Source organism: Leifsonia sp. CL147, from assembly GCF_900114565.1.
Lineage (GTDB): Bacteria > Actinomycetota > Actinomycetes > Actinomycetales > Microbacteriaceae > Leifsonia.
Genome location: NZ_FOTM01000025.1, coordinates 1 through 26546, shown reverse-complemented (window position 1 = coordinate 26546; position 26546 = coordinate 1). Strand labels below are relative to the sequence as shown.

The following is a 26546-nucleotide window of genomic DNA, read 5'->3' as shown; positions in this document are numbered from 1 at the left end:
GCCTTCCCGCCACTTGCCACTTGCCGACCGGCCGCCTGCCGACCGGTCACCTGCCGGCCGGTCACCTGCCGGCCGGTCACCTGCCGACCTGCCAACCTGCCGACCGGTCCCTGCCACCTGCCACCTCCCACCCCCACCCGCCGGTGGGCTATCGAAGGAGATCGGGTTTCGAATCTCCTTCGAATGGCAGTACTGAAGGAGATTCGAACGGGATTCGTTCGAATCTCCCGCAATCGCCCGGCCGACCGGCGCCCGAACCGGCGCCCGAACCGGCGCCGCCGCGACGGCCGCACCGGCCAGCTTCCGGTCACCTCGGCTCCCGCAGCAGCGGTCACGGACGATCCGCGTAGGGTCGGGGCATGGACTCTTCGGACACCGTCGCCGCGGACCGGCCGGTCGCCCTCGTGACGGGCGCGTCGCGCGGGATCGGCCGGGCGATCGCGGTCGAGCTCGGCCGCACGCACCACATCCTCGTCGGAGGGCGGGACGCCGCCGCCGTCGATGCGGTGGTCGCTCAGCTGCCGTCCGCCGAGCCCTTCGTCGCCGACCTCGCCGGCGACACGCTTCCGCCTCTGCCCGGGCGACTGGATGTGCTGGTCCATTCGGCCGGGGTCGAGGACGGCGGCACGGTCGAGGAGACCGGCGTCGAGACCTGGCGGCGCGTCTTCGAGGTGAATGTGTTCGCCGTCGCGGAGCTGACCCGTCGGGCGCTGCCGGCGTTGCGGGCGGCCGGCGGGCTGGTCGTCGCCATCAACAGCGGGTCGGGACTGGCCAGCTCTCCCGGCGGCGGGGTCTACGCGGCGTCGAAGTTCGCCTTGCGGGCGCTCACGGACGCGCTCCGCGAGGAGGAGCGGCCGCGCGGAGTGCGCGTCAGCAGCATCCATCCGGGTCGCGTCGACACCGACATGCAGCGCGCGCTCGTCGCCCGCGAAGGCGACGAGTACGACACGGCGTACACGATCACGCCCGAGATGGTCGCGGCGACCGTCCGCATCGCCGTCGACCTGCCGCCCTCCGGAACCGTCGAGTCCCTCAGCGTCCGCCCCCTCCGCCGCCGCTGACCCCCCGCCCCTCCGCCCCCGCCCCTCGCGCCCCACCGCCCCTCCGCCCCTCCGCCCCACCGTCGAGTACGCAAAGACTGCACGATTTCGAGCTCAGAACGTGCAGTCTTCGTGTACTCGACGGTGGGGCGCGAGCGGGGCGGGGCGCGAGCGGGGCGGGGCGGCTAGGCGCGGTGGGCGGGCTTGTGCTCGTCGGGGCCGCCGCCGGAGCTGGTGTCCTCGCCGGGCTCGGGGGCGCTGCCGTCGGAGGCGGCGCCGTCGGGCAGCTCGTCGGCGTCGGGGCGGGTGTTCTCGTCGCTCATGGCGTCGTCCTTCCGTTCTGTGCTGACCGCGCGACGGTACTCCGTCCGGCGCTGGAGGTCCACCGTCCGCACGGGCGCGCAGAAGCATGACGGCATCCGGGGATGTCACCCGCCGGCCCTAGACTGCGTCCCGTGACCGACGCATCCACCCCGCCGCGGGGCGACGGCTCGCTCGCCCGGCGACTGACCCTGGGGGATGCGATCAGCATCGGTCTCGGGTCGATGATCGGCGCGGGCGTCTTCGCCGCGTTCGCTCCGGCCGCGGCCGCCGCCGGTGCCGGACTCCTCGTGGGACTCGTCGTCGCCGGGTTCATCGCATTCTGCAATGCGACCTCCTCGGCGCAGCTCGCCGCCCAGTACCCGACCTCCGGCGGCACCTACGTCTACGGCCGGGAGCGGCTCGGCGAGTGGGCCGGGTTCTTCGCCGGCTGGTCGTTCGTGGTCGGCAAGACGGCCAGCTCGGCGGCGATGGCCCTCACCTTCGCCACGTACGCGGTGCCCGGTCCCTGGGTGAAGCCGGTCGCCGTCCTGGCCGTCGCAGCGCTCACCGTCGTCAACACTCTGGGGGTGACGCGCACGGCCCTGCTGACCCGCCTCCTCGTCGCCGTCTCCCTGGCGGCGCTCACCGTCGCGGTCGTCATCGGGTTCACGCACAGCGCGGCGAGCGCGGCGCAACCCGGTCCGGCGGTGACCGCGTACGGCATCCTGCAGTCGGCCGGATTCCTGTTCTTCGCCTTCGCCGGGTATGCACGCGTGGCCACGATGGGCGAGGAGGTGGTGGATCCGGTGCGCACCATCCCCCGTGCCATCACCACCGCGTTAGGCATCACCCTGGTCGTGTACGCACTCGTCGCCGTGTCGGCGCTGCACGCCATCGGAGCGGCCGGCCTGGCGGAGGTCACGGCGCCGCTGAGCGCGGTGGCGGACACCGGCGGGGCCGCGTGGCCCGGGGTGGTCATCCGGATCGGGGCCGCTGCGGCCGCCCTCGGTGCGCTGCTGGCGATGATCGCCGGGATCGGACGCACGAGCCTCGCTATGGCGCGCAACCGCGACATCCCCTCCTGGTTCGCAGCCGTCCATCCACGCTTCCGCGTCCCCTACCGGGCGGAACTGGTGCTCGGCCTGATCGTCTGCGTCCTCGTGGCTGTCACCGATCTGCGCGGCGCGATCGGCTTCTCGTCGTTCGGCGTGCTGCTCTACTACCTGACCGCGAACGCCTCCGCCTGGACGCAGGATCGGGCCCACCGACGCTACCCGCGCGCGCTCGCCGTGGCCGGCGCCGTCGGCTGCGTGGTCCTCGTCGCGACCCTGCCCCTGCCGGCCGTCGTCGCCGGCCTCGTGGTCCTCGCGATCGGGATGGGTTACCGTTTCCTCCGGCTGCGCGCGGCCAGCGGGTCGCGGCGGCGAGAGGAGGACCCGTGACCGTCCGCGTGACCCTGATCGGAGGACCGACCGCGCTCATCGAGCTCGGCGGCCTCCGCATCCTCACCGACCCCACGTTCGACCCGCCGGGCGAGCATCCCGTCGCCGGTCGTGTGCTGGTCAAGACCGCGCCGGCGGGCCTGACTCCCGAACAGGTCGGAGCGGTGGATGTGGTGCTCCTCTCACACGATCAGCACCCCGACAACCTCGACGATCGGGGGCGCGACGTCGTGCGCGCTGCGCCGCTCACCGTGAGCACGGCCGCTGCGGCCGAACGGGTCGAGGGCGCGGTGCGCGGACTCGGCCCGTGGACGCATCTGACCGTTCCCCGGCCGGACGGCTCCGAGCTCCGGGTGCACGCGGTCCCGGCCCAGCACGGACCCGACGGGATGGACGCCTCCTCCGGCCCGGTGATCGGCTTCGTGCTCGCCGGCGAGGGTGTGCCCACCGTCTACGTGAGCGGCGACAACGCGTCCCTCCGCGTCGTGGAGGAGGTCGCCGAGAACCTGGGTCCGATCGACATCGCCCTGCTCTTCGCGGGCGCGGCGCGCACCGCCCGGCTGGATGCGTTCCTCACCCTCACCGCGGACAAGGCCGCCCGGGCGGCGGCCCTGCTCGGCGACGCCGTGATCGTCCCGGTGCACGCCGAGGGCTGGGCGCACTTCACCCAGGGCCAGGCGGACGTGGAGGCGGCCTATGCCGAGCACGGCTTGAGCGACCGCCTCCGGATGCTGCGACCGGGCGAGTCGGTCGAGCTGGATTCGGCCGGCTGACGCACAGCGCCGGTGACGGTGGCAGCTGCGCGTCCTACCACGGAAGCAGGCGTTCCGCGCGGAATTCACCCCGGCATCACCCGGACGGTCTCCTCCTTCGGTATAGTCGCGATCGACAACGTCGGCCAGTGGGGGAACAGTGCGCGACCAGGGACAGCAGGTGCCGGAGACGGCGGCTTCCCGCGCGCGCCCGCTTCGCCTGGCCCTCCTCGGTCTGGCCGGTGCCGGCGCGCTCACGCTGTTCGGCTTCCTGCTTCAGTCGTCTCCGGCCTCCGCCGAACAGGCGCCGCCACCGTCGGGGTCTCTTCTCGGGTCGGTCGTCCAGGCGGCGCAGGGCGCCGTGGGGTCGCTGACCTCGACGGCGCAGGCCTCGACGGCGCCGAGCGGCACCAGCGGCGCGAGCGCCACCGGCACCGCGAGCGGCACCGGCACCGGCACCGCGAGCGGCTCCGGACTTCTCGGCTCCATCGTGACTCCGGTCACCTCGGCCGTCGACTCGGTCGTCTCGTCCGTCCCGATCGTGGGAACGGCGGTCGACGGCATCCTCGGTCCGACCCCGATCGGCTCGATCACGGCACCCGTCGTCGGGACCGTCGACGGTGCCGTCGGAGGGGTGGTCGGTGGAGTGACCGGCGGCTCGGGAGGTACGGGAGGTTCGGGCGGGGTCGCGACTCCGCCGGGTCAGCCGACCCCACCCTCCACCTCGCCCGGGGGCGCCGCGGGCTCGACGAGTCCGACCGGCCCCGTCACCGCCGGTGCGCCGGGCGCCGTCGTCGCGGGCGTGCCCGCCGTTCCGGCTCCCGCAGCCCCGGCCTCCACCACGGCATCGGCGAAGGGGCGCGCCGGCGTCCCGGCCGTGACCCCGCTCCCGGTGCTCACCGTCCCGCCGGGCACGGCGACCGCTCTCCCCGGTGACCTCCCCGCCCAACCGCACTACTTCGACGGCTCCGCTACGGCAGGAGGCACGTTCGTGCCGTCCGCCGGGCAGGCCGGAGGCGCCGTCGGCGAGGTCGAAGCCGGCTGGCTCCCTCCCCTCGCGCTCAGCGCCGCGACGGGCAGCCCTTCGTCGAGCCCACCTCCCACAGGTCCACCGGGCGAACACGACGTCAGCCCCGGCTGACCGCCCTCTCCGGACGGAGGCCCACTGCGCCTCCCCTCTCGGCAGCCGCCCGAACTCGTTCGGTGGGGCGCCGGCTCGCACGGCGCCCACGACGGGCGCGGAGCCGACGCGCGGACACGCTGCCAGGCCGGAACGGGCACGTCCCTCTGCGGACGCACACCTCCTTCCGGTCTGAGCCGCGGCGACGCGCGTCCAGAAACTTCGGAGGACAGCTCGTGGAACGAGCGATCAACACAACACACGACACCGAGCAGGCCGCGCTCTTCGCCGCGGCCTGGTCCCGATTGGATGCTGCGCTCACGTCGGAGCGCTACGACGACGTCGCCGAGGTGATCCGGCGCCACTGGTTCGACCTGCTCTCCGGCCCTGCGCACGAGCTGACAGTCGCGCTCGAGCGGGTGCCGGCTCACGAACTCGACCGGCGACCGTTGATCGTCGCACTGCTCGGACGGAGCACGCTGACCCTGGCCCGGCGCCGCGTGCACGGCCTCAGACGGATGGGCCAGGCCGGCGCGGCGCTGGACAGGCCGGCACACGGGATGCGCGGGCTCGACCGCGCGATCATTCAGACCAACCAGGCCGACCTGCACCGGATGCTGGGCAGGCCGGACCGGGCGCGGACCTCGGCCCGCACGGCTCTCGCCGAGCTCGAAGCGCTGCCGGATGCCGAGGCGCGCGGCAACGAGACGGTCGGCGGCCTGTATGCGCAGCTCGCAGCCTGTCTGCTCGACACCGGCGCCGACGCCGACGCCCTCGACGCCGCCGAGAGGGCACTGCTGCACGCCCAGACGCTCGGCGACTCCGCCGCTCCCGCCATCTTCGCGACCCTGGCCGGCCTCAATGCGACGACCGGCGAACTGGCCTCGGCGAGGGAGAACATCCACGCCGCCCGCTCCCAGGGCCGCCCGCTCCGGCAGGAGGACCTGGTGCTGCTGCGGCTGGCGGAGGCGATGGTCGCGCTCGACGAGCTCGACGCGACCGCGGCCCAGGCCCATCTCTTCGAAGCCGAGGTCGAAGCCGACTCCGAAGCCGGCGTCGAAGCCGCCATCCAAGCCCAAGCCGAGGCCCCACCCACCGCGCACTGGATGCCGGCCATCCTGATCGCCGGGATGGTCGAGCTGGTGGGCGGCTATCCCGGACGCGGCCTGGCCCGCCTCGAGCAGTCCGCCCGGGCGCGCGGGCCGGAGGGCCGCACCGACGCGGCACGGCGCGCTCTGGCACCGTTGCGAGCGGTCCTGCAATGCGCTCTGGGGAATCCGGATGCCGCGGCCGCCATCCTCGACCGGGACGCCGGCCCGAGTGTCGTCGGCTGCATCGGACATGCCCGGCTCGAGCTGATGCGCGGGCGGCACGGAGCCGCCCTGCAGCAGCTGCGACCACTGTCCGGCAGCGTCATGTCGATACGGCAGCAGGCGGAGGCGTCGGCGCTCGAAGCGGCCGCTCTCCTTCGCTTCTCGACGGAGCGGCGGACGACAGCGGTCGTCGACCACCTCGGCGCGATGCTCCAGCACAGCCGGCTGCTTCTGCCGCTGGCGCTCCTGCCCGCGTCGGATCTGCTCCGCGTCTCGGCCGCACTCACGACCGGCGGCTACGGCGAGCTCGTCGCGCACGGGCGGCTGCGTTCCCTGCTCTACGACCTGGAGGCCGAGGACCCGCTCACGCCGCGGGAGACGGCGGTGCTCGCCACTCTGCTCGAGCATCCGTCGCACGCGGCCATCGCCGCGCGGCTGAACGTCTCGGTGAACACCGTCAAGTCGCAGCTGCGCAGCGTGTACCGGAAGCTCGGCGTCAAGACCCGGGACGAGGCGATCGCGATCGCCCTCGAGCGTCACCTGCTGACGGAGCGGGACTGACGGATGCGCCGGCCGAGCCGACCCTGCGATCGAGTGGTCGTTGCGGCGGCGGCGGGAGGCGCGGCGGCGGGAGGGGCGGCGGCGGGAGGGGCGGCGGCGGCGGCGGCGGGGAGGATCCCCGCGGCGAGCACGCGCTGCCCGATCGCCCAGGCGGCGCCCGCGGCGGCGAGCTGCCCGACGATCCGGCCGGCGAGCGCGAGCAGAACGATCCACGGCGTGAGGTCGCGCGGTGAGAAGACAGGCAGCGACACCAGGAACAGCAGCAGGGCGGAGACGAGCGCGCCAACCGCGAAGTGCCGCAGGCGCGGCTCACTGCGGCGGGCCAGGAGCAGCAGCGTGACGTCGAACCCCGCCCCCGTGATGACCAGCGGGATGACGATGAGCACACCGAGCGGGGTGAACCCGATGGCGAGGATGCCGACCAGCGCGAACGCGATGGTGGTCGTCCACGGGAAGCCGACCAGCCTCCGGGCCAGGAGGGGCAGGACGCTGTGGATGCCCGCCGCCACCGCGTACGCGGGAGGGAACAGCACGGCGAGGAGCCCGGTGACGGGAGCGATGAGGATGAGCAGCAGGGCTCCCAGCGCGGCGAACGCCGCGATGATCAGGAGGGCGCGCGTGCTGAGGCGAGGGCTCGCCGGCCCGGTCGGTTTCGCCGCCATCGTCCACCTCTCTCGTGAGTGCACTCAATCCTGCCCCCAGTCGAAGGGACGTACGGCGCAAAACGGGGTCACCCGGCGAAGATGTGTGGTTTTGTCGACAGAGCGGCTTCGATCACGGACCCGCCGGAGGACACGACCTGCGCGACGACACAGCTGGGAGGGCGATTGGACGACGAGTTCACGGGGATGCCCGATCGATCGCAGGCGGGCCGGTCCGCGCTCGCGCAGTTGAAGGAGGCGGTCGACGCCGACGACTGGGATGCGGCCAACAGGGCGGTCTGCGCCGGCTGGTTCGAGCTCATGACCGAGCACGGCGAGGCGGTCCGCGTCCTCCTGGAGCGCGCACCCGGCCACGCTCTCCGCACCCACCCCCTGCTCGCCATGATGCTCGGCCTGATCTACAACACCCATGGATTCCATCGACTGCGCGGGCTGCGGTATCTGGTGACCGCCGTCCGGGCGGCCCAGGCCCCGCGCAGTATGACCGTGAGCGGCGCCGACCGCGTGCTGATCCGTTCGGCCGAGGCCACCGCGTTCCGGCTGATCGGGCGGCCGCGACTCTCCATCGGGCCTGCCCACGCCGCGGTCTCCGAGCTCGACCGGCTGGACGACGAGGAGCGGGAGTCCCTCGGCGAGCTCCCCCGCCTCTACGGGCAGCTGGGCATCTCGTTCTACTACGCGGGCGAGGTGGACGATGCCATGGACACCTTCGCGAAGGGACTGGCGGTCTCGCCCACGACGCCTCCGTCCTCCGGCTTCGGGAACCTGGCGATGCTCGCCGGCGTGCACGCCCTCCAGGGCGACCTTCCGGAGGCCGCAGCGCACATCGACTATGCGAGGACCGGGCCGTGGACCGATCGGCAACGGCGGATGTACACGGGGACCTTCTACCGGCTGGCCGAGGCGACGCTGGCGCTCGAGCGCTTCGACACCGCCGCAGCCCGCACTCATCTGGAGGCGATGGAGCACGACCGGCGCTCGATCGAGCACTGGATCGCCGAGGCGGAGGTCACAGCACTCCTCGAGCTCGTCGAGGGCCGCCCGGGCGAGGCCCTCGCCGGGCTGGAGGCTTACGCATCCATGCGTGGGGCCGAGTCCCGCACGGCAGCCGCCCGGAACCGGCTCGCGCGGACGCGCTCCATCCTCCAGCTGGCGCTCGGGAACCCGGATGCGGCGGGCGTCATCGTCGAGCGGGACACCGTCGCCGGCCCGGAGCGCCACCTGGCACGAGCGAGGGTCGGCCTGTCGCTCGGCAAGAACGGATCCACCTTGAGCGAGCTGCGAGCGACCGCAGGCCACCTGCGGACCGCGCGTTCCTCGGCCGAGGCGGCGGCGCTGGAGGCGGCGGTGCTGCTCCGGTTGTCGCCGACGTCCCGCACCCGCGGCGTCGTGCAACATCTCGGCGCCCTCCTCGACAAGACGCGGCAGCGCCTGGCGATCGCGTTGCTGCCCGGCGATGACCTCGACCGCGTCGCAGCTGCTCTCGACGAGGCCGGCTACGGGCACGTCACGACCGACGTGCCGCTCCGTTCGCTGCTCCCGGTCGCGGAGGCCGACCTGCAGCTCACCGATCGCGAGCTCGCCGTTCTCGGCCAGCTGATGGGGACCGGCTCGGTGTCCGAGATCGCTTCGGCGCTGGTCGTCTCCGCGAACACAGTGAAGACGCAGTTGCGCAGCGTGTACCGGAAACTGGGCGTCAGAAACCGGGAGGATGCGATCGCGGTCGCCCTGAACCGGCACCTCCTAGTCGAACGGGAGTGATCGCGGATCGTGGCCCATGGGGTGATCGCAGGGTGAAATCCACCGCGTCCGAGCCTTCCGGGCAGTAGCGTTCCGACTGACACCGCATACCCGCCCAGTGACCGAGGAACGACATGACCCTCGACGAGAGCGCACCGACCCTCCGTCGCCCCAGCGCCGCGGCGCGCTTCCGGCGAACGCTGCCGGAGACTTTGGCGTCCCTCCTGGTCGCGGCCCGGGACGACGAGAGGCTGGCGCTCGGTCCACAGCGTCGCGCCGCTTACCTGCTCACCCGCCAGGTGATCAGCGGGCTGCTGACCGCCGGGTACCCGGCGGGCCTGCTGGCGCGCGAGCTCGGCGTGCGCAGCGAATCCATCCGCACCCGCGCCCAAGCCGGATGGACTTCGCTCGCCGATGTCGCCGTGCTCTCCGGACGGGATGCGGACGGGCTGCTCGAGCGGTGCGCCCGCTCGGGCCTGGTCGTCGACGAGGAGGGGCGTCTCCACAGCGACGACCTTGTCGCCCTCCTCCTCGCGCCATGAGGGCCCGCACCGACGCCGCGCCGGCGGCCGCGGCACCGCCCGCGGAAAAGATCTCCGAAAAGCCGCGTCATGATCGCCCGGCTTCCGCATCTCTTAAGCGGCGCGTGACCCGAACATGCACCACCGGCGATCCGAATCGCCGTTTCGATGTCCGGCTCCCCTGCGGGGCCGGCGCCGGGAGACCCGAACCCCGCTCGACGCCGGTAGCGTCCGCCGTCCTGCGGCGGGCGCTCCCGGTGGGCCCAGAGGAAGAACACACGATGCCCGACCCGATTCACCGACCGGCCGACCTCCAGCACCCGCGGGTGCTCGCCGGAAGCCGCTGACGCCATGAGGAGCGACGACGGCCTGCGCGAGGACGAGTGGATGGACGCCGCGCCCGAGCGGTCGGACACCGACCTCGTCGAGTCCGCGCGCGCAGGCGACACGGAGGCCTTCGCGGAGCTGTGGCGCCGCCACGCTGCGGCAGGGCGGACGGTCGCCCGGTCCTTCACCGACGAGGACCCGGACGACGTCGTCGCCGAGGCGTACGCCCTCATCCTGAAGGCCGTCCGCGACGGACGCGGGCCGCACACCGGCTTCCGGCCCTACCTGTTCACGACCATCCGCAATGTCGCCGCGGGCTGGGGCGGCGGCCGACGCGAGGCACCCATCGAGGATGCGACCACGATTCCGGACCCGACGTCGACGGAGGCGGCGAGCATGGAGGCGCTGGACCGCTCCCTGACCGCACAGGCCTTCCGGTCGCTGCCCGCTCGCTGGCAGGAGGTGCTCTGGTACAGCGAGGTCGAGCGGATGACGCCGGCCGCCGTCGCACCGCTGCTCGGCCTCACGGCGAACGGCACGGCGGCGCTCGCCTACCGCGCCCGCGAGGGACTCCGCCAGGCCTGGATCCAGGCGCATATCAACGCGAGCGCCGAGGGCTCCGACTGCCGCTGGACCACCGAGCGGATGGGCGCGTACGCACGCGGAGGCCTCGGCAAGCGGGAGACCGCGCGCCTCGAGCGCCACCTCGCCGAGTGCACGCGCTGCTCGATCGTCGCCGCGGAGGCGCAGAACGTCGGGTCGCGGCTCGCCCTCATCCTGTTGCCGCTGCTGCTCGGGATCGGCGGAGCGACCGCGTACGCCGCGCAGATCGCGCGCGCAGCGGCGGTGACCGCCGCGGCGGCGGGCCTGGGAGGCGGTGCGGGCGCTGCTGCGACCGGCGGCCAGCCGGCCGCAGCATCCACGATCGGGATGACCCGGTCGCTCGGGCGCACCGGTACGGGTGCGAGTCGCGCGGCGATCGGCGTCGGCGCCACGGTCGCCGGCCTGGCGGTCGCCGCCGGGGTCGCAGGGGCGATCGTCCTCGGGCCGCAGTTGCTGGGCGGGCCAGGACATGACGTGGCGTCGAGCCGGTCCGACGGCGCTCCGCCGGCGTCGGCTCAGGATGCGCCGGGCACGTCCTCGGGGGCGTCCACCGCTCCTGCGGTTCCGACGGCCCCTCCGGTGGTTCCGGCCGTTCCCGGGCCGACGGTTCCGGGCCCGACCGATCCTAGCCCGGCGGCTCCTGGTCCGCTCGCGCAGACCCCCGCGCCCTCGCCCGTGATCCAGGCGACGATTCCGCCCGTCACCCCGCCGACGGCGCCGACGACGCCTCCGGTCACGCCGGCCGCGCCGCCCGCCGCACCGGCCATCACCACGGTGATCCCGGCCGGCTGGCAGACGGCCGCGACGACCCTCCCGCTCGCGGGAACCGGGCAGCCCGGTGCGACAGTCGCCATCACCGCCTCGCCCGCCGGAACCGCACTCAGTGCGACGAGCGCGACCGCCCTCTCCGCTCCGGCGCCTCTCGCGACGGCGACCGTCGCCGCGGACGGCACGTGGGCCGTGGAGGCGAACATCGCCGCTCTGACCGACGGTGCGTGGGTGCTGAGCGCGACGCAGACCACCAGCAGCGGGACCTCGGCGGGCGCCACCGTCCGCATCGGGGTGGACCGCACGGCGGAGCCTCCCGTCATCGCCGCGGTGGACACGGGAACGGGAGCGACCGCCGCGCTGCTCGCGCCCATCCTGACCGGTACGGCCGAGCCCGGGGCCACCGTCGAGCTCTTCGATCACGGCACGGGCATCGCAACGGTCACCGCGGACGCTCAGGGCCAGTGGAGCTCGCCGGAACTCATCGCGATCCCCTCCGCCTACTCGCTCACCGCGCGGCAGACCGACCCGCTCGGGAACGTGTCGGCGCAGTCCGTACCGGTGACCGGAACGGTGACCGTCCCGGCCGTCACGGCGACCGTGGTGCCCGGCGGGGTGCACATGGCCGTGCACGGCACGCCGGGAACCACGCTGGCGGTCTGGGCCGACGGCACGCCGGCGCCGCAGCTTCCGGACCTGATCCTGGATGCGGCAGGCGACGCCTCCAGCGATTACGCGTGGACGGACTCCGGGACCCATCGGATCGGTGTGGTCGCGCTGTTCGCGACGGCAACCGGCACCCGCCACGGCGTCCTGAGCGACGCTCCGGTCACGCTGCCCTGATCCCGGAGCGGGCGGGGTCGCGGCCCCGCCCCCGACCCCGCGCTCCGCGGCGGCTCACCGGGGCCGCAGCCCCGGTCCTCCGCCGCGGCTCACCGCCTCCGCGGCCTCGGGCGACGCAGCAGCATCAGGCCGGCGCCCGCGATCAGCGCCGCCAGAGCCGTCAGGGCTCCGGCGAGCGAGCCGAGCATGTCGCTGCCGGTGCTCGCCAGGCCGTGCACGCCCGGGTCGGTCACCGTGGCGCAGGCGGTCCCGTCGTCGCCGCAACGGCTGTCGCCCGTGGAGGGATCCCAGGGACCGGACAGCGGCCCGAGGGTCGCCCGGTTGGTGATGTCCTGCGGCGCGATCAGTTTCGTGGCGACGGTGATGGTGGCCTTCGCCCCCTTCGCGATGCCCGCGATGACCCACGTCAGGTCGCCGTTCGCGGCCTTCGTCGCCGCCGGCTGGGCGCCGATCAGCTGGAGTCCTCCGGGCAGCAGGTCGGTGACGGCGACGTCCTTCGCGTCGATCTGGCCGTCGTTGGTCACGGTGATCGTGTAGACGATGGTGTCGCCCACCTCCGCCGTCGAACGGTCCGCGGTCTTCGCGATGCTCAGGTGGCCCACGTCGAAGCGGTTGGTCACCGTGACGGTCGCGCTCTGACCGGCGCCGATCGTCACCCGGCCGTCCGCGGGATCCATCGTGGTCGCCGTCGCGAGCCCGGCGTCCGTCTCCTCGACGGCACAGGAGGCGCCCGCGATCAGGCCGTCGACGGTGGCGGTGTAGCCGTTGTCCTTCGACAGGACCACCGTGCCGCCGTCGGCGAGCTCGATCGGGGTGACCACGCCATCCACGTCGTAGCTGCAGGTCACCTGCATCGTGAACGGGCCGGCTCCGAACTTCGCGACGCCGTCGCCGATCCGCTTCTTGTCGATGACGAGCGAGCCCGTGTCGAACGTGTTCGTGATCGTGACCTGCGCCGGGTCGCCGGCCGGGACGGTCACCCCACCGTCCGGCGCGATGGCGACGGCGGTCGCCCCACCCGTGGCGGTCTCCGTCACCTCGCAGTGCGCGCGCTGGATGAGTCCGGTCACCGTCGCCGTGTAGCCGTTCGCCGCATCCAGAGTGACGAGGCCCCCGTCCGGCAGCGGGATGGTGAGCGTCTGGCCGTCCTTCTGCCAGATGCAGACGAGCTGGGCGGTGAACGGGCCGGAGCCGTAACGGTCGACCCCGTCACCGGTGCGCTGCTTGACGATGGTGACGCTGCCGGACGAGAACGTGTTCGTCACGCTCACCGTGACGCTCGGGATGCTGCCGTCCGTCGCACCCGGGATGGTCACCGTCGGCAGGTCCACCGTGCTTCCGGTCGCCCCGCCGTCGGTGGTCTCGGCCACCGAGCACTGGGTGCCCGCCGGATAGACGCCCGGCACGGTCAGCGTCTGGCCGCCGGCGATCGTCAGGTCGCCGTCGAACAGCGTCTGGTCGCCTCCGTAGACGCAGGTGACGTGCACCGTGAAGGGCCCGTCGCCGAAGCTCCCCGCGGCGTCGCCGTCGACGATCTTGCTGATGGCGAGAGTGCCCGCCGCGTAGTGGTTGACGATCTCCGCGGTGGTCGGCTGCGGGCCGGCACCGAGGGTCACGGTGGCCTGCGAGCCGTCCGTCGCCGCGGCGCCGTCGACCGAGAACGACACCTGGTTCGGCGAGGCCGCTGCACCATCCGCATCCGTCTCGGTCACGACGCAGGCCGCGTGCGCCGGCAGGCCGCCGATGGTGTGCGATCCGCCGTCCTGCAGGGTGAAGGCGGCGTCGCCGGCTGCGAGCGGGATGCTCTGGCCGAGCGGCGCCGTGCAGGCGACGCCGACGGCGAACGGTCCGAACGTGCCCGCGGTCGCCGCCGTGTCCACGTGCTTGGTCACGGTGAGAGAGGTCACGCCGTAGTCGTTGACGATGGCGACCTGCTGGCCGGCCGGCACCGGCGCGGTCGCGTCGGCGGCCGCGATGGTGACGGATCCCGGCGTGACGCTGCGGCTCGACTCACCGTACGAGCCGTCGGCCCCGTGCTCGGTGACCGCGCACTGGGCGCCGGTGGGGATGCCGTCGATCCGCGCCGTGTACTGGTTCGCGGCGCTGAGGGTGACGGAGGCGTTCCCGCCCAGATCGACCGGGACGCCGGTCACCGTGCAGACGACATCCGCCTGGAAGCTCGCCGGCGCGTACTGCGCCGCCGCTCCCGTGACCGTCTTGGTGATCTGCAGGGGTCCGCCCGTCAGGATGACGCCCGCCTTGATGGGCTCCTGGGGGCCGGCCGGCTGCGACCCCGACACGTAGGTCGGGTAGAAGCCGAACGAGTTCCACGCACGCACGGCCGTGACCGGAGCGCTCACCGACGCGCGGTCGTCGCCGGCGGCGGTGGTCGGGATGTTCGTGCTGGTGTAGGTGACCTTCACCTCAGCGCCCGGCGCGAGGGTACCCGTGGCCGTTCCGCTGAAGTCGAACACCATCTTGACGCCGGTGACATCCGCAGCCTGGATGGTGGTCCCCACCGCGCTCGAGGGCACCCACGAGCCGGCCGGGCACGAGGAGCCCGGCGTGATGTCGGCCGCGCACGGCTTCGCCGCGGTGGTCACGAACCAGGTCATCACGGCGCCCGCGGCGTCCGCGGACGGCTGGAAGGCGAGGTCGCCGTTGAAGCGCGGCGTGTAGACCGAGCCGCGGGGGGAGGAGTCGACGACACCCGTGTCACCGGGCGCGGGGAACACATCCACGGCGGTGAGGTTCTTGGCGGCCACGTTCCCGCCGTTCACCATGTCGAGCTTCCAGTCGTCGGTCGCGCCGATCGCGCTGACCGCGGCGCACGGGTACCGGTAGAAGCCCTCGCTGTCGGGGGTGCACGGAAGCGCCGGGTTGACGATGTTCTGCGCCTGGCCGGTTGGCGACTTGACACCCTTCGATGCGGTGAACGAGCCCTGCGAGAGGGTGGTCACCACGTTGCTGGTCGAGCAGGTGTTCGCGGCGAAGGTCACCGCACGGCCGTTGCCCGGGTTCAGCGCCGTGCAGTCGCTGCTCGCGAGCTGGCGGTCGGTCGTGACGCCGAACGTGTTGACCGCGGACGACGCCGGCGCGAGGCCCGGCTTGATCTGCAGGCCGATCGTGATGCTGTACGTCTCTCCGGGGGCCAGCTGCGACCCGGCAGGCCAGGTGAAGCGGATGCTGCCCGTCACGGGATCGTAGGCGCGGGCGATGACCGCGCCGTCCGTCGGGAGCGTCCCTCCCGTCGAGGTGCTGTACGTCGGGACGTTCGTCGGGACGTACAGCAGGGAGCCGTCGGCCGGCAGCGTGTCCGTCACCACCGGGTTCGGCAGGATTCCCGTCCCGGTGTTCTTGAAGCGCAGCGTCCAGTTCACTTCGCGTCCCGACGCGGCCTGGCCGGGGCTGGTCTTCTCCACGGCGATCTTCGCGGTGCCCGGGTCGACGGTGAAGGTCGCGGTGGCGTTCGCCTGCTGCGCCTGCACGTCGTTGTACGACGCGTCGGCCGTCACGGTGTCCGACACCGTCCCCGGCGCCGTCTCGCCCGGCATCGGCTGTGGGACGACGGTCGAGGTCACCGGTCCGCTGCCGTCGCGCAGAGTGCTCCGCAGCGAGAGGTTCAGGGTGACCTCGTCCACGTCATTGGAGGCGGCGAACGGGGCGCCATCGGAGCGGGAGAAGGTGAAGCGCAGGCCGGTCACATCCGCCGCGGCGACGCCGGAGGGCAGCGCGGCGGAGGCGATCGCAGCCGGCGTCCCGGTCTGCCACGCGGCGGCCGGCCCCTGGCCCGTCTGCGCATCCACCTGGACCTGGTCGGCGCCGGTCGGCGTGTTGGGCAGAGTGAAGGACTTCAGAGTGAAGGCGTTCCAGAACGTCGGATCCGCATCCTCGATCACGAGCACCTTGGGCGACAGCGTCCCGGTCGAGCGCGCACGCAGGTTCACCTGGATCGGGTCCGCGGGCGCCGACTGCAGGGTGCTCGACGGGTTGAACGACTTCGCCGTCGTGACCTGCAGGTTGCCGTTCTGCAGCGTGAGCGCGACACCGCGCGTGTCGGCCGCCTGGACGCCGGGGTAGACGTCGTCGTGCAGCGTCGCGTGCGCGGTGTTCTGGATGGTGCTGGGCGTCGGAGCCGCTCCCCCGGTGCGGCTCGTCTTGCGCAGCTGCGCGGTCAGCGCCAGGGTGATCTTCTGCGACGGCGAGATCGTGCCTCCCGTGCCGTCTGGTCCCTGTGCGTTGGTGCCGCGCAGCAGTGCGCTGACGGCGACGACGTCGCTCAGGTCGGCAGCCGTCAGGGCGGTCGCGGCGGCCAGGCTGAGCGTCTCGGTGGTCTCGGTGCCGTCAGCAGCCCGGTGCAGCAGGGACACACTGCTCTGAGACGCCTGCACGCCCGGCGCCTGGGACAGGTCCACGGCGATCTTCGTCAGGGTGAGCTGCTCGAACGGGTTGGTGGTCGCATCGTACGGCGCGAACACGCACGGGTCCGAGGTGGTCGCGTTCGCGCACTCCGTCGGGTCGGACAGCCGCAGCTGCCACGTGCTGCTGTTCGAGGTGTTGGTCGCCGTCGTCGTGTACGTCGTCGACGGATACGCGGAAGCGGGGACATCCGGCTGCGGGATCACCAGCGTCTGCGGAGACGCGGTCTTGGTCACCTTCGTGGTGAACGTCGGATCGACGATCGTGACGTGGTCGTCCGCATCCCGGGTGGTCGGAGCGCCGGTGAAGGGCTGCGCGCCCACCTCGACGGAGTTGTCGACCGCCCCCGGCGAGCCGGCCAGGTTGTAGGTGCGGGTGCCGGTCACCCAGTCGGTGACGGTGCTGCCGCGCACACTGTTGCGCAACGTGAGATCGAGGTGGATGGTGCGGCCTCCGGGAACGGCGCCGGCGCTCACGCTGGCCACGCCGCTGCCGACGGCCGGCGCGGTCGGGTCGCCGGTCGACTGGATGCGGGCCGCGCGGTTGGGGCTCTCCACGACGGTGAGCCGCACCCCCTGCGTGCTCGCGCGCTCCGCTGCGGTCAGCGTGTACCCGGGGAAGATCCCGTCGCACGCGTTCGCGCTCGCGCACGCCTCCGACGTGATGTCGTTCCAGGTCGTCCCGTCGAAGAGCTCGACCTTCGAGACCTTGTCCCACCGGATCAGCGGGTCGAACGTCGCGCCCTGCGTCACGGTCGGGGTGATGGCGTCGATCCGCGCCAGGTCGAACGCCTGGAAGACACTGCCCGCGATCGGGCTCGGCACCGCAGGATCCTGGATGGTCATCGACTGCATCCCGCTCACCTGGCTGCCCCAGCCGAGAGTGACACCCGTCGTGACACCCGACTGCGCCAGGACGACCTTCTGGCCGTCCCAGCTCTTCGCCGCGATCAGCGGGCCCGGGCCGCCCGTGGTCGCCTGCACGCCCACCGTGGCGCAGGCCGACGCGGGCTGGCTCGTGACGGTCGTGCTGCCGGCGACCGTCCCGGACGCCTGGCCGACGGCGCAGTTCTGGTAGGGGGTGACCGTCGGGTACGCGCCCGGGTTCGTCGGGCCGGTGCCGTCGCGGAGCAGAGAGCGCGCGGTGAAGGTGATGGCCGGCTTCACGTTGGTCGCCTGGCCGAAGCCGTCCGCATCCGCGAAGGTGAAACGCAGGCCCCGGAGGTCGGAGTGCGTCGTCCCGCTGGGCAGCACGCTGTCGAGCGTGGCCGAGTACGTCTTCGAGCCGGCCGTCGCATCCACCACGGTCAAGGTCTGCCAGGTGGTGCCGTCGGTCGTGTACTCGATCGTCAGCGTCGAACCCGCGGGCACGGCGGTCGACGCGATCCCGGTGGCGTCGAACGCGTTCCAGTACGGAGCGTTCGCGGTGTCCTGGGGCTCGGTGACCACGATGGTGTTCGGGCGGACGGAGCTGGTGCCCGTGGGCGTCTGAGCGGACAGCTGCACGAGGCTGGTGCCTCCGGGGATCACCGTGCTGGGGGTGACCGACTTGCCGAGGGTCAGCTTCACTTCGGGGAAGTACACGTCGAGGCTCGCGCCGGCGTCCTGCGACGCCGTCCCGGCCGGATTGACGCCGGTCACCGTGACGGTGTTCGGGTAGCTGACGAAGCCGGAGCCGGCCGGGCCCGCATCCGTCGTCGTGTCCACGGTGAACGGGATGCTCGCCGACGCGCCCGGCGCGATCGCGCCGGCGTAGACGACCTGGAACCCGGTGAGGAACTGGCCGGTCGCGAGGGCCGGCGTCGGCGGGAGGCCGGAGTTCTGGTCGAACGTGGAATCCGCCGGCGCGGATCCGGTGTTCACGAGCCAGTGGACGGTTCCGCTGGTCGCGCCCTGCGGCCACGTGGCGCCGGAGGTGAAACCTCCGAAGGTGACCTTGCCGGTGAAGAAGGTGCCGGATCCCGGCTCGCTCACGGTCAGGCTGGTGAGGGGGCCGGTCGAGGTGTTCTTCGCCGTGAGGGTGGCCGTGGACGACTGCCCGGCTGGGATCTGCTGATCCTGGAACGACTTGCCCGCGGCGACGCTCACGGTGAGGGGCGCCACCACCTGCTGGGCCGACGCGGGAGGAGCCTGGCCGTCGCCGTCCGGCGTGCTCACCGAGGCGCCGACCTGGTTGGTGCGGGTGCCTCCGGTCACGAGGGCGGTTCCGTCCGTGCGGCTGACGGCGCGCTGCGCGAGCGTCAGCGCGACGGACCCGGCGGTGCCGCCCGCCGCGATGGTGTCGCCCGTGCTGGAGGAGAAGACGAACTGGAGGCCGGTCACGTCCGCGGCCTGCACGCCCCCGGGCAGCTGCGGGGTGGCACCCACGGGACCGTCGACCGGTCCCCCCGCGGTGATCGCGACGACCTGCACCTGGTCGGCGCCGGCCGGGAAGGTGACGGCGCCGAAGCCCGCGAAATCGTAGAACTCGAACGTGCTCGTGGCCGCGCTCGGGTCGGCGGGCTCGGCGATGGTGAGGCTGGTCGCCGGGATGTTGGAGGTGTTCTTCACGGTCAGCGCGACCTGCGAGGTCTCCCCCGGGTTGTACTGGGTGGAGCCCGGCGTCCACGTCTTCGACACCGTCGCCGCGATCACGTCCGGAACGTGCACCGTCACGGGGACGCCGCTGCTGACGGTCGTCGCGTTGGTCGCCTGCAACGTCGCCGTATTGGTGAGCTGCACGCCGTCCTGGTCCTTGGCGACGTCGGACGGCATGGTGACCTGGATCTGCACGGACCCCGTGGTGCCCGCGGCGAGTCCCGTGCTCGCCGGGACGGTGTTGGGCACGTTGTCCGCGAACGCCACCGTCACCGTGTTCCCGGTCACCGTGGTCGTGACGCTGCCCGCGCCCACCACCGTCGGCTTGCCCACGATCTGCAGCGGGGCGGGGACGGGGTCGGTCAGGACCGCGTTCACGCATCCCGTGGTCGTCGACGAGCATCCATAGTTGATCGTGTAGAGGAAGCTCTGCCCCGGCTCGACCTGCGTGACGCTCGCCGTCTTCGACAGGTTGAGCACACCCGAGCCGAGGTCGTCGGCGTTCGCGGCCGGGGCGCCGATGGCGACCGCGCCGATCAGGGCGAGGACGATGCCGGTCGCGACGCTGGCCGGAGCGCGGAGCGTGCGGCGGCGGTCGCGGCGGTCGCGGTCGCGGCGGTGGCGGCTTGGGCCGCTCTGGCGGTGGCGTCGGCCGTCGCGATCGGAGGGTACGAGCAATGAACGAAGTCGGCTGAGCACGGCGAAAGTCCTTCGGGCAGAACGGTTTCGGTCCGACAGCACGTGCAGCGAGGACGCACTGCTGGCGGGATACCGTCGAGTCTGCCGACTGCGACATCCCAACCGGACGGTTTTCACCCCGGGTTCACCCCGGAATCGGCCAAATCACCCCCCTTCGGGGGTCAATCTGCGAGCCTTCTCAGGCACCCGGCGGGCGCGATTCGTCACGAATGTCACCCTCCCCGCCCCCAAAGCGACCATTCGTCACGAATGTCACCCTCCACCCGCCCAAAGCAACCATTCGTCACGAATGTCACCCTCCCCGCACCCAGAGCAACGATTCGTCACGAACGTCACCCTCCACCCGCCCAAAGCGACCATTCGTCACGAATGTCGCCCTCCCCGCCACCAGAGCGACGATTCGTCACGAATGTCACCCTCCCCGCCACCAGAGCGACCATTCGTCACGAATGTCGTGCTCCCCGCCACCAGAGCGACCATTCGTCACGAATGTCGTGACATACCCGCCCGTCAGCCAATCGCCGGAGGGTGAGAGCATCGCCCCGGCGCGGATGGGAGCCGTCGGATGCACGGACGCGGCGGTGAATGCCACGGTTTGGAACGTTTGCCGGTGTTCGCCGGGCCGCACATGTTCCGTAAGGGCGCAGTCGCGCATCGTGGGGCAGGAGGGGCGTCGGGAGCGCGACGTCACGGCAACCGCGGCACCAGCACCAGCACCGGCACCAGCACCGGCACCGGCACCAGCACCAGCACCAGCACTGCCGCCGTCGCCGCCCATCCCGCCACCGTGAACACGGCGTCGGCCGTCCGCCAGCGCGGAGGGACGCGTTCCGTTCGTCGCGGGTGGGCGCCGAACGCCCGGGACTCCATCGCGAGGGCGACGCGGTCGGCGTGACGGATGCTGGAGGCGAGGAGGGGCACGACGCCGGACAGCATCCGCCTGACGGCCGCGATCGGCCCGCGCCCCGGGGCGACGCCGCGGATCCTCAGGGCCTGGCGGATCAGCGTCAGCTCGGCGGCGGAGCGCGGCACGAACCGGTAGGCGGCCACGGCTGCGTAGGCGAAGCGGTACGGGATGCGCAGCTGCGCGGTCAACGCCCGCGCGAGCTCCGGCCCGCTCGTCGTGAGACCACCGATCAGGCCGAGGGCCAGCAGGGCCGCCAGCCGGAGGGCGGTCGTCAGGCCGAGGAGGAGCGCCCCGGCGGTGAGCCGGAGCGGACCGGCGACGACGAGCACGTCCGTGCCGGACGCACGGCCGGGATCGACCCAGACGGCGGATCCGACCGACACCACGAGGATGCCGACCGGCACGCCGACGAGGAGGAGGACCAGTGCGCGGCCGCGGAGGCGGCATCCCGCGAGCAGGAGCACGACGGCCAGCAGCAACAGGAGGAGCGGCGCGGCCGCATCCCGGGTGACCAGCAGCGCGATCCAGGCCGGGACGACCGCGGCGACCTTCGCGAGCGGGTTGAGCCGGTGGAGGAAGCTCGGCGCCGGCGTCGCCAGGCGGAGGGCGGGCGCAGTCATCGCAGCCCGGGAAGGTCGGCGAGTCGCGTCAGTCCGCGCAGCTCCACAGGGATGGACGGCCCGGCGAGCGCGCGCACCAGCGGCGGCTGCCGGAGCGCGTGCGCCTCGAGCAGCGCACGGTCGCCCAGGATGCGCGCCGTCTCGTCCAGGGCCACGACCCGCCCCTCGTCGAGGATCGCGACATGGCGTGCGTACTGGCCGATCAGTCCGAGGTCGTGAGTGACGACGATGACCGTCGTGCCGGTCGCGTTCAGCGCGGCGAGCAGCTCCAGGAGGTCGGCCGCGCGGGCGCGGTCCTGGCCCGAGGTCGGCTCGTCCAGGACCAGGACGGGCGCGCCCTCGATCAGCGCCGTGCCCACCGACAGGCGCCGCTTCTGCCCGCCCGAGAGCCGGAATGGATGCGATGAGCGGTGCGCGTGCAGGTCCAGCAGAGTGAGCATCCCGTCGACGCCGGCGGTGACCTGCGCCTCGGGGAGCCGGCGCTGTCGCAGACCGAGCGCCAGCGCCAGTTCGTCCTGCACGGTGTGAGCCACGAACTGGTGCTCGGGATTCTGGAACACGAAACCGATCGTCTCGCGGAGCGCGCTCGCCGATGCTCGCGCCGGTTCGAGGCCGAGCACCTCCACGGTCCCCCGCGGCACGCGGAGGACGCCCGCGAGCGACTGCACGAGCGTGCTCTTGCCCGCTCCGTTCGGCCCGACCACGGCGAGGAAGTCGCCCCGGGGCACGCGCAGCGAGACCTCGTTCAGGATGCGGCGGCCGCCGCGCTTCACGGTGAGTCCGGTGACCGAGATCGCCGGGCGTACCTCCGCATCCCGGCCGGGACCGGCCCCGCTCGGCCCCTCGGCCCCGCCCCGGTCTCCCGGGGTCTCCGCACAAACCTCCGCCCACGCTCCTCCGCCACCGGCGACCTCCGACCCTCCAGCCCCTGCCGGCTCGCCCGCACCATCCACATCCGGATCCGCCAGCGCAGCCGCCAGCTCCCCGGCCGTGAGCGGCAACGGATCCAGCGGGATGCCCGCCCGCCGCATCCGGAGGGCGGCGGTCGTCGGAGTGGGCAGCCACACGCCGAGCGCCTCGAGGTCCTCGGCGCGGGCGCGCAGCACCTCACGGACCGGGCCGGAGGCGAAGGGCCGGCCGGCGCCGTCCAGCACGAGCACCGTATCCACGATCCCGAGCGCCAGGTCGAGGTCGTGCTCGACCAGCACGACCGACCGCGTCGAGCCGGGCGCCGTGAGCTCGCCGAGCAGCCGGTACACCTCCTCGGCACCGGCCGGGTCGAGGCTGGAGGTCGGCTCGTCGAGGACCAGCAGCGGCGACCCGAGCGCCAGGGCGCACGCGATGGCGAGTCGCTGCTTGCCGCCACCGGACAGGATGTCCGGGTTCTCGTCGCGGCGGTCCCACAGTCCGACGGCGCGCAGGGCGGCCTCCGCGCGCGCCTCGACCTCGGCCGCCGGGACGAGCCGGTTCTCCGGGCCGAAGCACACTTCGTCGAGGACCGTGCGGGTGACCAGCTGCGCCTCCGGGTCCTGGAACACCATCGCCACGCGCTCGCTGAGCTCCGCCACGCTCGCCTCCCGCGTCGAGACCCCGCCGACCGTCATCGTGCCGGCGAACTCGGCGGGAACCGCGTGCGGCACGAGCCCGTTGAAGGTCAGCGCGAACGTCGATTTGCCGCATCCGCTCGGGCCGAGGATGAGGAGCACCTCGCCGGGCGCCACATCCACATCCACCTCGTCGGGCGTCCAGGCGGTCGCACCGGGATGGCGGACGCGCACGGAGCGGGCGACGGCCGCAGGAGCGAGCGGGGGCGGACCGTCCACGGATGCCCTCCTCTCGCCCGGCCGCCTCCACGCTACGGCACCGGGCGCGCCGGTTCAGCCGCCGGGCGGGCTCAACCGGCGGGCGGGCTCAATCGCCGGGCGCGCAGGATCAGCCGGCGCCACGCTCACCCCGCGCCACGCTCACCCGGCGCCACGCTCACCCGGCGGGAGTGGCGGAGCAGGAGGTCACGATGCCCGCGAGCGTCATGACGTACGTGTAGTCGACGACCTTCGAGCTCCATCCGGTCTGCGGGTCGACGACGGTGACATGGATGACGAAGCTTCCGCCCAGCAGGCTGCCGATGGCGTTCAGGATGCTGATCGGGATGGTCGTCGTGTACACGCCGCCGGCGACGGTCGTCGTCGCGCCGGTGACGAGCTGACTGTTCGTGCCCTTCTGGGCGACGAACTGGACGGTCGTCGAAGCGTAGCCCGCCGGAGGCGACCACTGGAGGCTGATGCTCGTCGTCGTGATCAAGCCCGCCCAGGAGCAGAACGGCGACGCTCCGGCGAGCGAGACCGGGGGGATGGTCTTGGCCTGGAGGGTCGCCGTCGCCACCTCCTGATCGCGCCACTGCGCGTCGACCGGCTGTGGAACGGAGACGAGAGCGCCGACCGCGATGAGGGAGGTGAGCGTGGCGGCGAGCAGCAGCCGGGTGACCCGCCTAGGCACGACGTCGCCGCCTCAGCGCGGCGCCGGCCCGCGCGAGCAGGATGCCGCCGAGGACGGCCCCGGCCGCCAGCACTCCGTAGTCGCCGATGCGGGTTCCGGTGTCCGGGAGGGTCGCTGGGCGGCCCGCCTCCGTGATGGTCCCGGACGCATCCACGCGCAGGACAGCGGTGACGGTGTTGCGCGCGGTATCGATGGAGGCGTCGGAGGCGAGGGCGAGCCGGATCTGCAGGTGGACCGTGCCGGGCGTTGGCTTCGCGCTCGCCTCGAGGGCCGCGCGGGCGGCGGGCAGCGCGCTCAGCGCGGTGGCCGGCAGGACGGTCCGGGCGCCCGAGGAACAGATCCCCCTGGCCCACGGGCGGACGCAGCTCTCCACCTCTGCGGTGATGGCGTCGGAGCGGGCGAGCGGACCGGTCGCGGAGAGCTGCCCGAGGAGGCTGTCGAGCTCGCTCACGTCGGCCACCACATCCACGAGCCACGGCGTGCTCTGTCCCGGCACCAGCAGGAAGGGCCGCGGGCCGGCATCGGAGGTGAGCGTCAGCGGCTGCGGCGTGGGAGCGGGTGCTGCGGCCGCAGGGGGAGCGGCCGCGGCGGCGGCGGGAGCGGATGCGGCGGCCGCGGCGGGAGCTCCCGAACCGAGGAGGCCGACAAGGATCATGGGTGCGGCAGCGCAGGCTGTCGCCGCGAACCGCATCGCGCGCCGGCGACTCATGTGCGGAACCCCGCGACATCGACGCGGCGACGTCCGCGCGACCGGCGGCGGCGCCCGCCCCGTTCGCGTCCCTCCCGTTGCTCTCCCCGCTCGCGCGGCCAGAACACCCACGTGACCAGGGCCGCGACACCGAGAGTGAGCACGCCGACCACCCACGGGCTGCCCAGCCACACCACGACCCGTGCGAGACCCGGCGCAGACCACAACACCTCGCGGACCGTGGCGACGTCATAGGGAGCCGGGTCGACCGTCGGGTTGGCGTCACCCTTCAGGACCAGGCGGGCACGCCCATCCTGAGCGGGCTCGACGGACACCACACGGTGCGTCACCGGGAGCTGACCCGGCCGGTCGACGGTCACGACATCCCCCACCCGGGCCTCGGCGGCCGGAACCTGGTGGACCAGCGCCAGCGACCCGGTCGGGATGGTCGGTGACATGGACCCGGTCTTGAACATGATGAGACTCAGATGGAACACCAGAGCGGCCGCGACCCACAGCAGGCACAGCACTCCCCCGACAGCGGCCACGTTCAGCAGGGCGCTGCGGAGCCACCGGCCCGCGCTGCGTCGCCGACGGCTCGGTGGGGTGACTCCGTCTGCGCTCAGTGCGAGGACGCTTGGAACTGCCATGTCGCGGTCCCGGCCTGCGACTGGGTGAGCCCGGCGCCCGCGGTCACGGCGAAGCACAGGTCGACGGCGGCGCCGGCGCTGGTCACCGGAGCGCCCGGCGCCAGCTCGAACGTCACGGTCCCCGGAACGCTCCCCACGGCTGTCGCCGCGGGCACCAGGACGGTGCCGGTCGTCGAGGACGTGCACCCGAAGCTGGAGGGCTGGATGAGCGTGTACGTCAGGTTCGCGACCGTGCCCGTCGTGGAGGGCGCGGTCACCGTCACCGTCGCCGGACTCGTGGTGTTGGCCGCGAGCCGGACGGCGTAGGGCGCGTAGACGACGTCGCCCGGGGACAGCGACGAAGCGTTCACGCTGAAGCCCAGCGCGGCACCGGGAGTGGTGGCGTGGTCGCTGAACGCGGTGCCGTCTGTGGAGCCCTGCAGGTTGAACGTGCCGGCCTGGAAGGTGCCCGTCGCGAACTCGGAGTCGTTCCAGGCCGCAAGGGTGACGGTCGCACCGACGCCGAGGACGAGGCCGCCGGCGAGCAGCGCCCGCACGCGACCGGAGACGCGTCGGCGCTTCCGCGGTTCGGCCTGCTCGGCGTGTCGTGCACGGGTGACGGGTTCGGGATTCGCTGCCTGGTCATCCATCGGGTCCAGCCTTTCGTCGGGTTGGCTGCACGCTACCGCCCGGCCGAGGCGCCGCAATAGCGTTTTAACCCTGCGATCACCCTGATCAGGGCCTTAAACCCCCATCACTGGGTACACAGAACGGTCTCGTCGGTATGTGGGGACCATCCGCGCAGACGCCGGAGCCGGCGATGGATGCGGGCACCGACGTCCTCGGCCGGTGCGCGGTCGATCGCTCCCCTGGTCTCATTCCGGCCGGGGCCCCGGTCGCGTGCCCGTGATTTTCGCGTGCGTGTCAAGCCCTCACCCGCGGGGCGAAGCAGTGGTTGTGTGAAGGATGCACGAACAGGAGGCACGCCGATGCTGGCCGGCTTCGAAGGGGTCCCGCTCGACCCCGCTCTCGAGATCATCGCGCTCACCGGCACCTCGTGGCGGATCTGCGACACCCGTGTCGAACCCACCGATCCGGGCGGACTGCTCGCCTACATCGAACAGGACAGCGGCGGTTTCGACATCATCATGCTGCGTCCCGGCTTCACCGAGACCGCTTTCGCGGACTCCTTCGAGGCGGCCCTGTCGCTCATCAATTCGCGGCGAGCGAGCGACAGCGGCACCTGACCAGTCGCGCGACGCCACGGTTGCATCTCTCCCCGCGGAAACGGAGGAGTCATCGGGGCCCTCGGGCGAAACTGCCTCCGTTTCCCGCTTACGCGCCGCAACATCCCGCTCCATTCCTCCCTTTTCTGTGGAGACCAGTCCGCCGACGCCAGTGCCGGAAACGGAGGATGTGCGGCTCGACACGCCGCTGCAGGTAGGGAAACGGAGGAAGGATGCGGCATCCATGCCCCCAAAGTCCTCCGTTTCCAGCATGTGGCCGGGAGGGAGGCG

The 26546-nt window shown here is 72.8% G+C and carries 18 protein-coding genes; 9 read left to right on the top strand and 9 right to left on the bottom strand.

Going from position 1 to position 26546, the window contains the following annotated elements:
- The first annotated feature begins 359 nt into the window (after positions 1 to 359).
- Positions 360 to 1061 (top strand): SDR family oxidoreductase, encoded by a 702-nt coding sequence (locus BM287_RS16560; RefSeq protein WP_090041865.1) that lies wholly within the window; start codon positions 360 to 362, stop codon positions 1059 to 1061.
- 164 nt (positions 1062 to 1225) lie between these two features.
- Here the strand turns inward: BM287_RS16560 and BM287_RS17920 are convergent, their stop codons facing one another.
- A complete protein-coding gene (locus BM287_RS17920) occupies positions 1226 to 1363 on the bottom strand; it encodes a hypothetical protein (protein WP_170857600.1) in 138 nt (45 codons plus the stop codon).
- A 132-nt stretch (positions 1364 to 1495) separates the two neighbouring features.
- Between BM287_RS17920 and BM287_RS16550 the strand changes: the two genes are divergently transcribed.
- The 4 genes from BM287_RS16550 (at position 1496) to BM287_RS16535 (ending at position 6531) form a co-directional block, all read left to right on the top strand.
- A complete protein-coding gene (locus tag BM287_RS16550; RefSeq protein WP_244528419.1) occupies positions 1496 to 2785 on the top strand; it encodes an APC family permease in 1290 nt (429 codons plus the stop codon).
- Positions 2782 to 3558: an MBL fold metallo-hydrolase gene (locus tag BM287_RS16545; protein ID WP_090041859.1), complete on the top strand. Its 777-nt coding sequence runs from the start codon at positions 2782 to 2784 to the stop codon at positions 3556 to 3558. The genes BM287_RS16550 and BM287_RS16545 overlap by 4 nt, the downstream gene beginning before the upstream one ends.
- A gap of 139 nt (positions 3559 to 3697) precedes the next feature.
- The gene (locus BM287_RS16540) at positions 3698 to 4678 is read left to right on the top strand and encodes a hypothetical protein (RefSeq protein ID WP_090041856.1); all 981 of its coding nucleotides are present in this window, start codon (positions 3698 to 3700) and stop codon (positions 4676 to 4678) included.
- Between the two features lie 215 nt (positions 4679 to 4893).
- Positions 4894 to 6531: a helix-turn-helix domain-containing protein gene (locus BM287_RS16535; RefSeq protein WP_090041853.1), complete on the top strand. Its 1638-nt coding sequence runs from the start codon at positions 4894 to 4896 to the stop codon at positions 6529 to 6531.
- Here BM287_RS16535 and BM287_RS16530 read toward each other — a convergent pair.
- Positions 6507 to 7193 carry a hypothetical protein gene (locus tag BM287_RS16530; protein WP_170857599.1) on the bottom strand — a complete coding sequence of 229 codons (687 nt, stop codon included), beginning with the start codon at positions 7191 to 7193 and terminating at the stop codon, positions 6507 to 6509. The genes BM287_RS16535 and BM287_RS16530 overlap by 25 nt on opposite strands.
- Positions 7194 to 7379: 186 nt before the next feature.
- Between BM287_RS16530 and BM287_RS16525 the strand changes: the two genes are divergently transcribed.
- From BM287_RS16525 to BM287_RS16515, 3 genes are all read left to right on the top strand, one after another.
- Positions 7380 to 8954 carry a helix-turn-helix transcriptional regulator gene (locus BM287_RS16525; protein ID WP_090041930.1) on the top strand — a complete coding sequence of 525 codons (1575 nt, stop codon included), beginning with the start codon at positions 7380 to 7382 and terminating at the stop codon, positions 8952 to 8954.
- A 113-nt stretch (positions 8955 to 9067) separates the two neighbouring features.
- Positions 9068 to 9475, top strand: coding sequence for a hypothetical protein (locus tag BM287_RS16520; protein WP_090041851.1), 408 nt, complete (start codon positions 9068 to 9070; stop codon positions 9473 to 9475).
- 330 nt (positions 9476 to 9805) lie between these two features.
- The gene (locus BM287_RS16515) at positions 9806 to 11995 is read left to right on the top strand and encodes a sigma-70 family RNA polymerase sigma factor (RefSeq protein ID WP_090041849.1); all 2190 of its coding nucleotides are present in this window, start codon (positions 9806 to 9808) and stop codon (positions 11993 to 11995) included.
- 89 nt (positions 11996 to 12084) lie between these two features.
- On the opposite strand, the gene BM287_RS16510 is transcribed toward BM287_RS16515, so the two are convergent.
- The 7 genes from BM287_RS16510 to BM287_RS16480 form a co-directional block, all read right to left on the bottom strand.
- Positions 12085 to 19689, bottom strand: coding sequence for a DUF5979 domain-containing protein (locus BM287_RS16510; RefSeq protein ID WP_244528418.1), 7605 nt, complete (start codon positions 19687 to 19689; stop codon positions 12085 to 12087).
- Positions 19690 to 20376: 687 nt separating this feature from the next.
- A complete protein-coding gene (locus BM287_RS16505) occupies positions 20377 to 21216 on the bottom strand; it encodes an energy-coupling factor transporter transmembrane component T (RefSeq protein ID WP_090041845.1) in 840 nt (279 codons plus the stop codon).
- Positions 21213 to 23039, bottom strand: a complete 1827-nt coding sequence (locus BM287_RS16500; RefSeq protein WP_090041843.1) for an ABC transporter ATP-binding protein — start codon at positions 23037 to 23039, stop codon at positions 21213 to 21215. The genes BM287_RS16505 and BM287_RS16500 overlap by 4 nt, the downstream gene beginning before the upstream one ends.
- Before the next feature lie 157 nt (positions 23040 to 23196).
- Positions 23197 to 23712 (bottom strand): hypothetical protein, encoded by a 516-nt coding sequence (locus tag BM287_RS18160; RefSeq protein ID WP_244528417.1) that lies wholly within the window; start codon positions 23710 to 23712, stop codon positions 23197 to 23199.
- Complete coding sequence (locus BM287_RS16490; protein ID WP_139230720.1) at positions 23705 to 24421, bottom strand: hypothetical protein; 717 nt, start codon at positions 24419 to 24421, stop codon at positions 23705 to 23707. Before BM287_RS16490 ends, BM287_RS18160 begins: the two co-directional genes overlap by 8 nt.
- Positions 24418 to 25050 (bottom strand): signal peptidase I, encoded by a 633-nt coding sequence (locus tag BM287_RS16485; protein ID WP_090041838.1) that lies wholly within the window; start codon positions 25048 to 25050, stop codon positions 24418 to 24420. The genes BM287_RS16490 and BM287_RS16485 overlap by 4 nt, the downstream gene beginning before the upstream one ends.
- Positions 25023 to 25679 (bottom strand): SipW-dependent-type signal peptide-containing protein, encoded by a 657-nt coding sequence (locus BM287_RS16480; RefSeq protein ID WP_090041835.1) that lies wholly within the window; start codon positions 25677 to 25679, stop codon positions 25023 to 25025. Before BM287_RS16480 ends, BM287_RS16485 begins: the two co-directional genes overlap by 28 nt.
- Positions 25680 to 25988: 309 nt before the next feature.
- Here BM287_RS16480 and BM287_RS16475 point away from each other — a divergent pair, with 309 nt between their 5' ends.
- Positions 25989 to 26276 carry a hypothetical protein gene (locus BM287_RS16475; protein ID WP_139230719.1) on the top strand — a complete coding sequence of 96 codons (288 nt, stop codon included), beginning with the start codon at positions 25989 to 25991 and terminating at the stop codon, positions 26274 to 26276.
- Positions 26277 to 26546 lie beyond the last annotated feature (270 nt).

Excerpts from the sequence above, each read along its gene's own strand:
- BM287_RS16525 (WP_090041930.1), top strand. The coding sequence starts at position 7,380 with ATGCCCGATCGATCGCAGGCGGGCCGGTCCGCGCTCGCGCAGTTGAAG.
- BM287_RS16515 (WP_090041849.1), top strand. The coding sequence starts at position 9,806 with ATGAGGAGCGACGACGGCCTGCGCGAGGACGAGTGGATGGACGCCGCG.
- BM287_RS16560 (WP_090041865.1), top strand. The coding sequence starts at position 360 with ATGGACTCTTCGGACACCGTCGCCGCGGACCGGCCGGTCGCCCTCGTG.
- BM287_RS16480 (WP_090041835.1), bottom strand. The coding sequence starts at position 25,679 with ATGGATGACCAGGCAGCGAATCCCGAACCCGTCACCCGTGCACGACAC.
- BM287_RS16530 (WP_170857599.1), bottom strand. The coding sequence starts at position 7,193 with ATGGCGGCGAAACCGACCGGGCCGGCGAGCCCTCGCCTCAGCACGCGC.
- BM287_RS16490 (WP_139230720.1), bottom strand. The coding sequence starts at position 24,421 with ATGAGTCGCCGGCGCGCGATGCGGTTCGCGGCGACAGCCTGCGCTGCC.
- BM287_RS16485 (WP_090041838.1), bottom strand. The coding sequence starts at position 25,050 with ATGGCAGTTCCAAGCGTCCTCGCACTGAGCGCAGACGGAGTCACCCCA.
- BM287_RS17920 (WP_170857600.1), bottom strand. The coding sequence starts at position 1,363 with ATGAGCGACGAGAACACCCGCCCCGACGCCGACGAGCTGCCCGACGGC.
- BM287_RS16505 (WP_090041845.1), bottom strand. The coding sequence starts at position 21,216 with ATGACTGCGCCCGCCCTCCGCCTGGCGACGCCGGCGCCGAGCTTCCTC.
- BM287_RS16520 (WP_090041851.1), top strand. The coding sequence starts at position 9,068 with ATGACCCTCGACGAGAGCGCACCGACCCTCCGTCGCCCCAGCGCCGCG.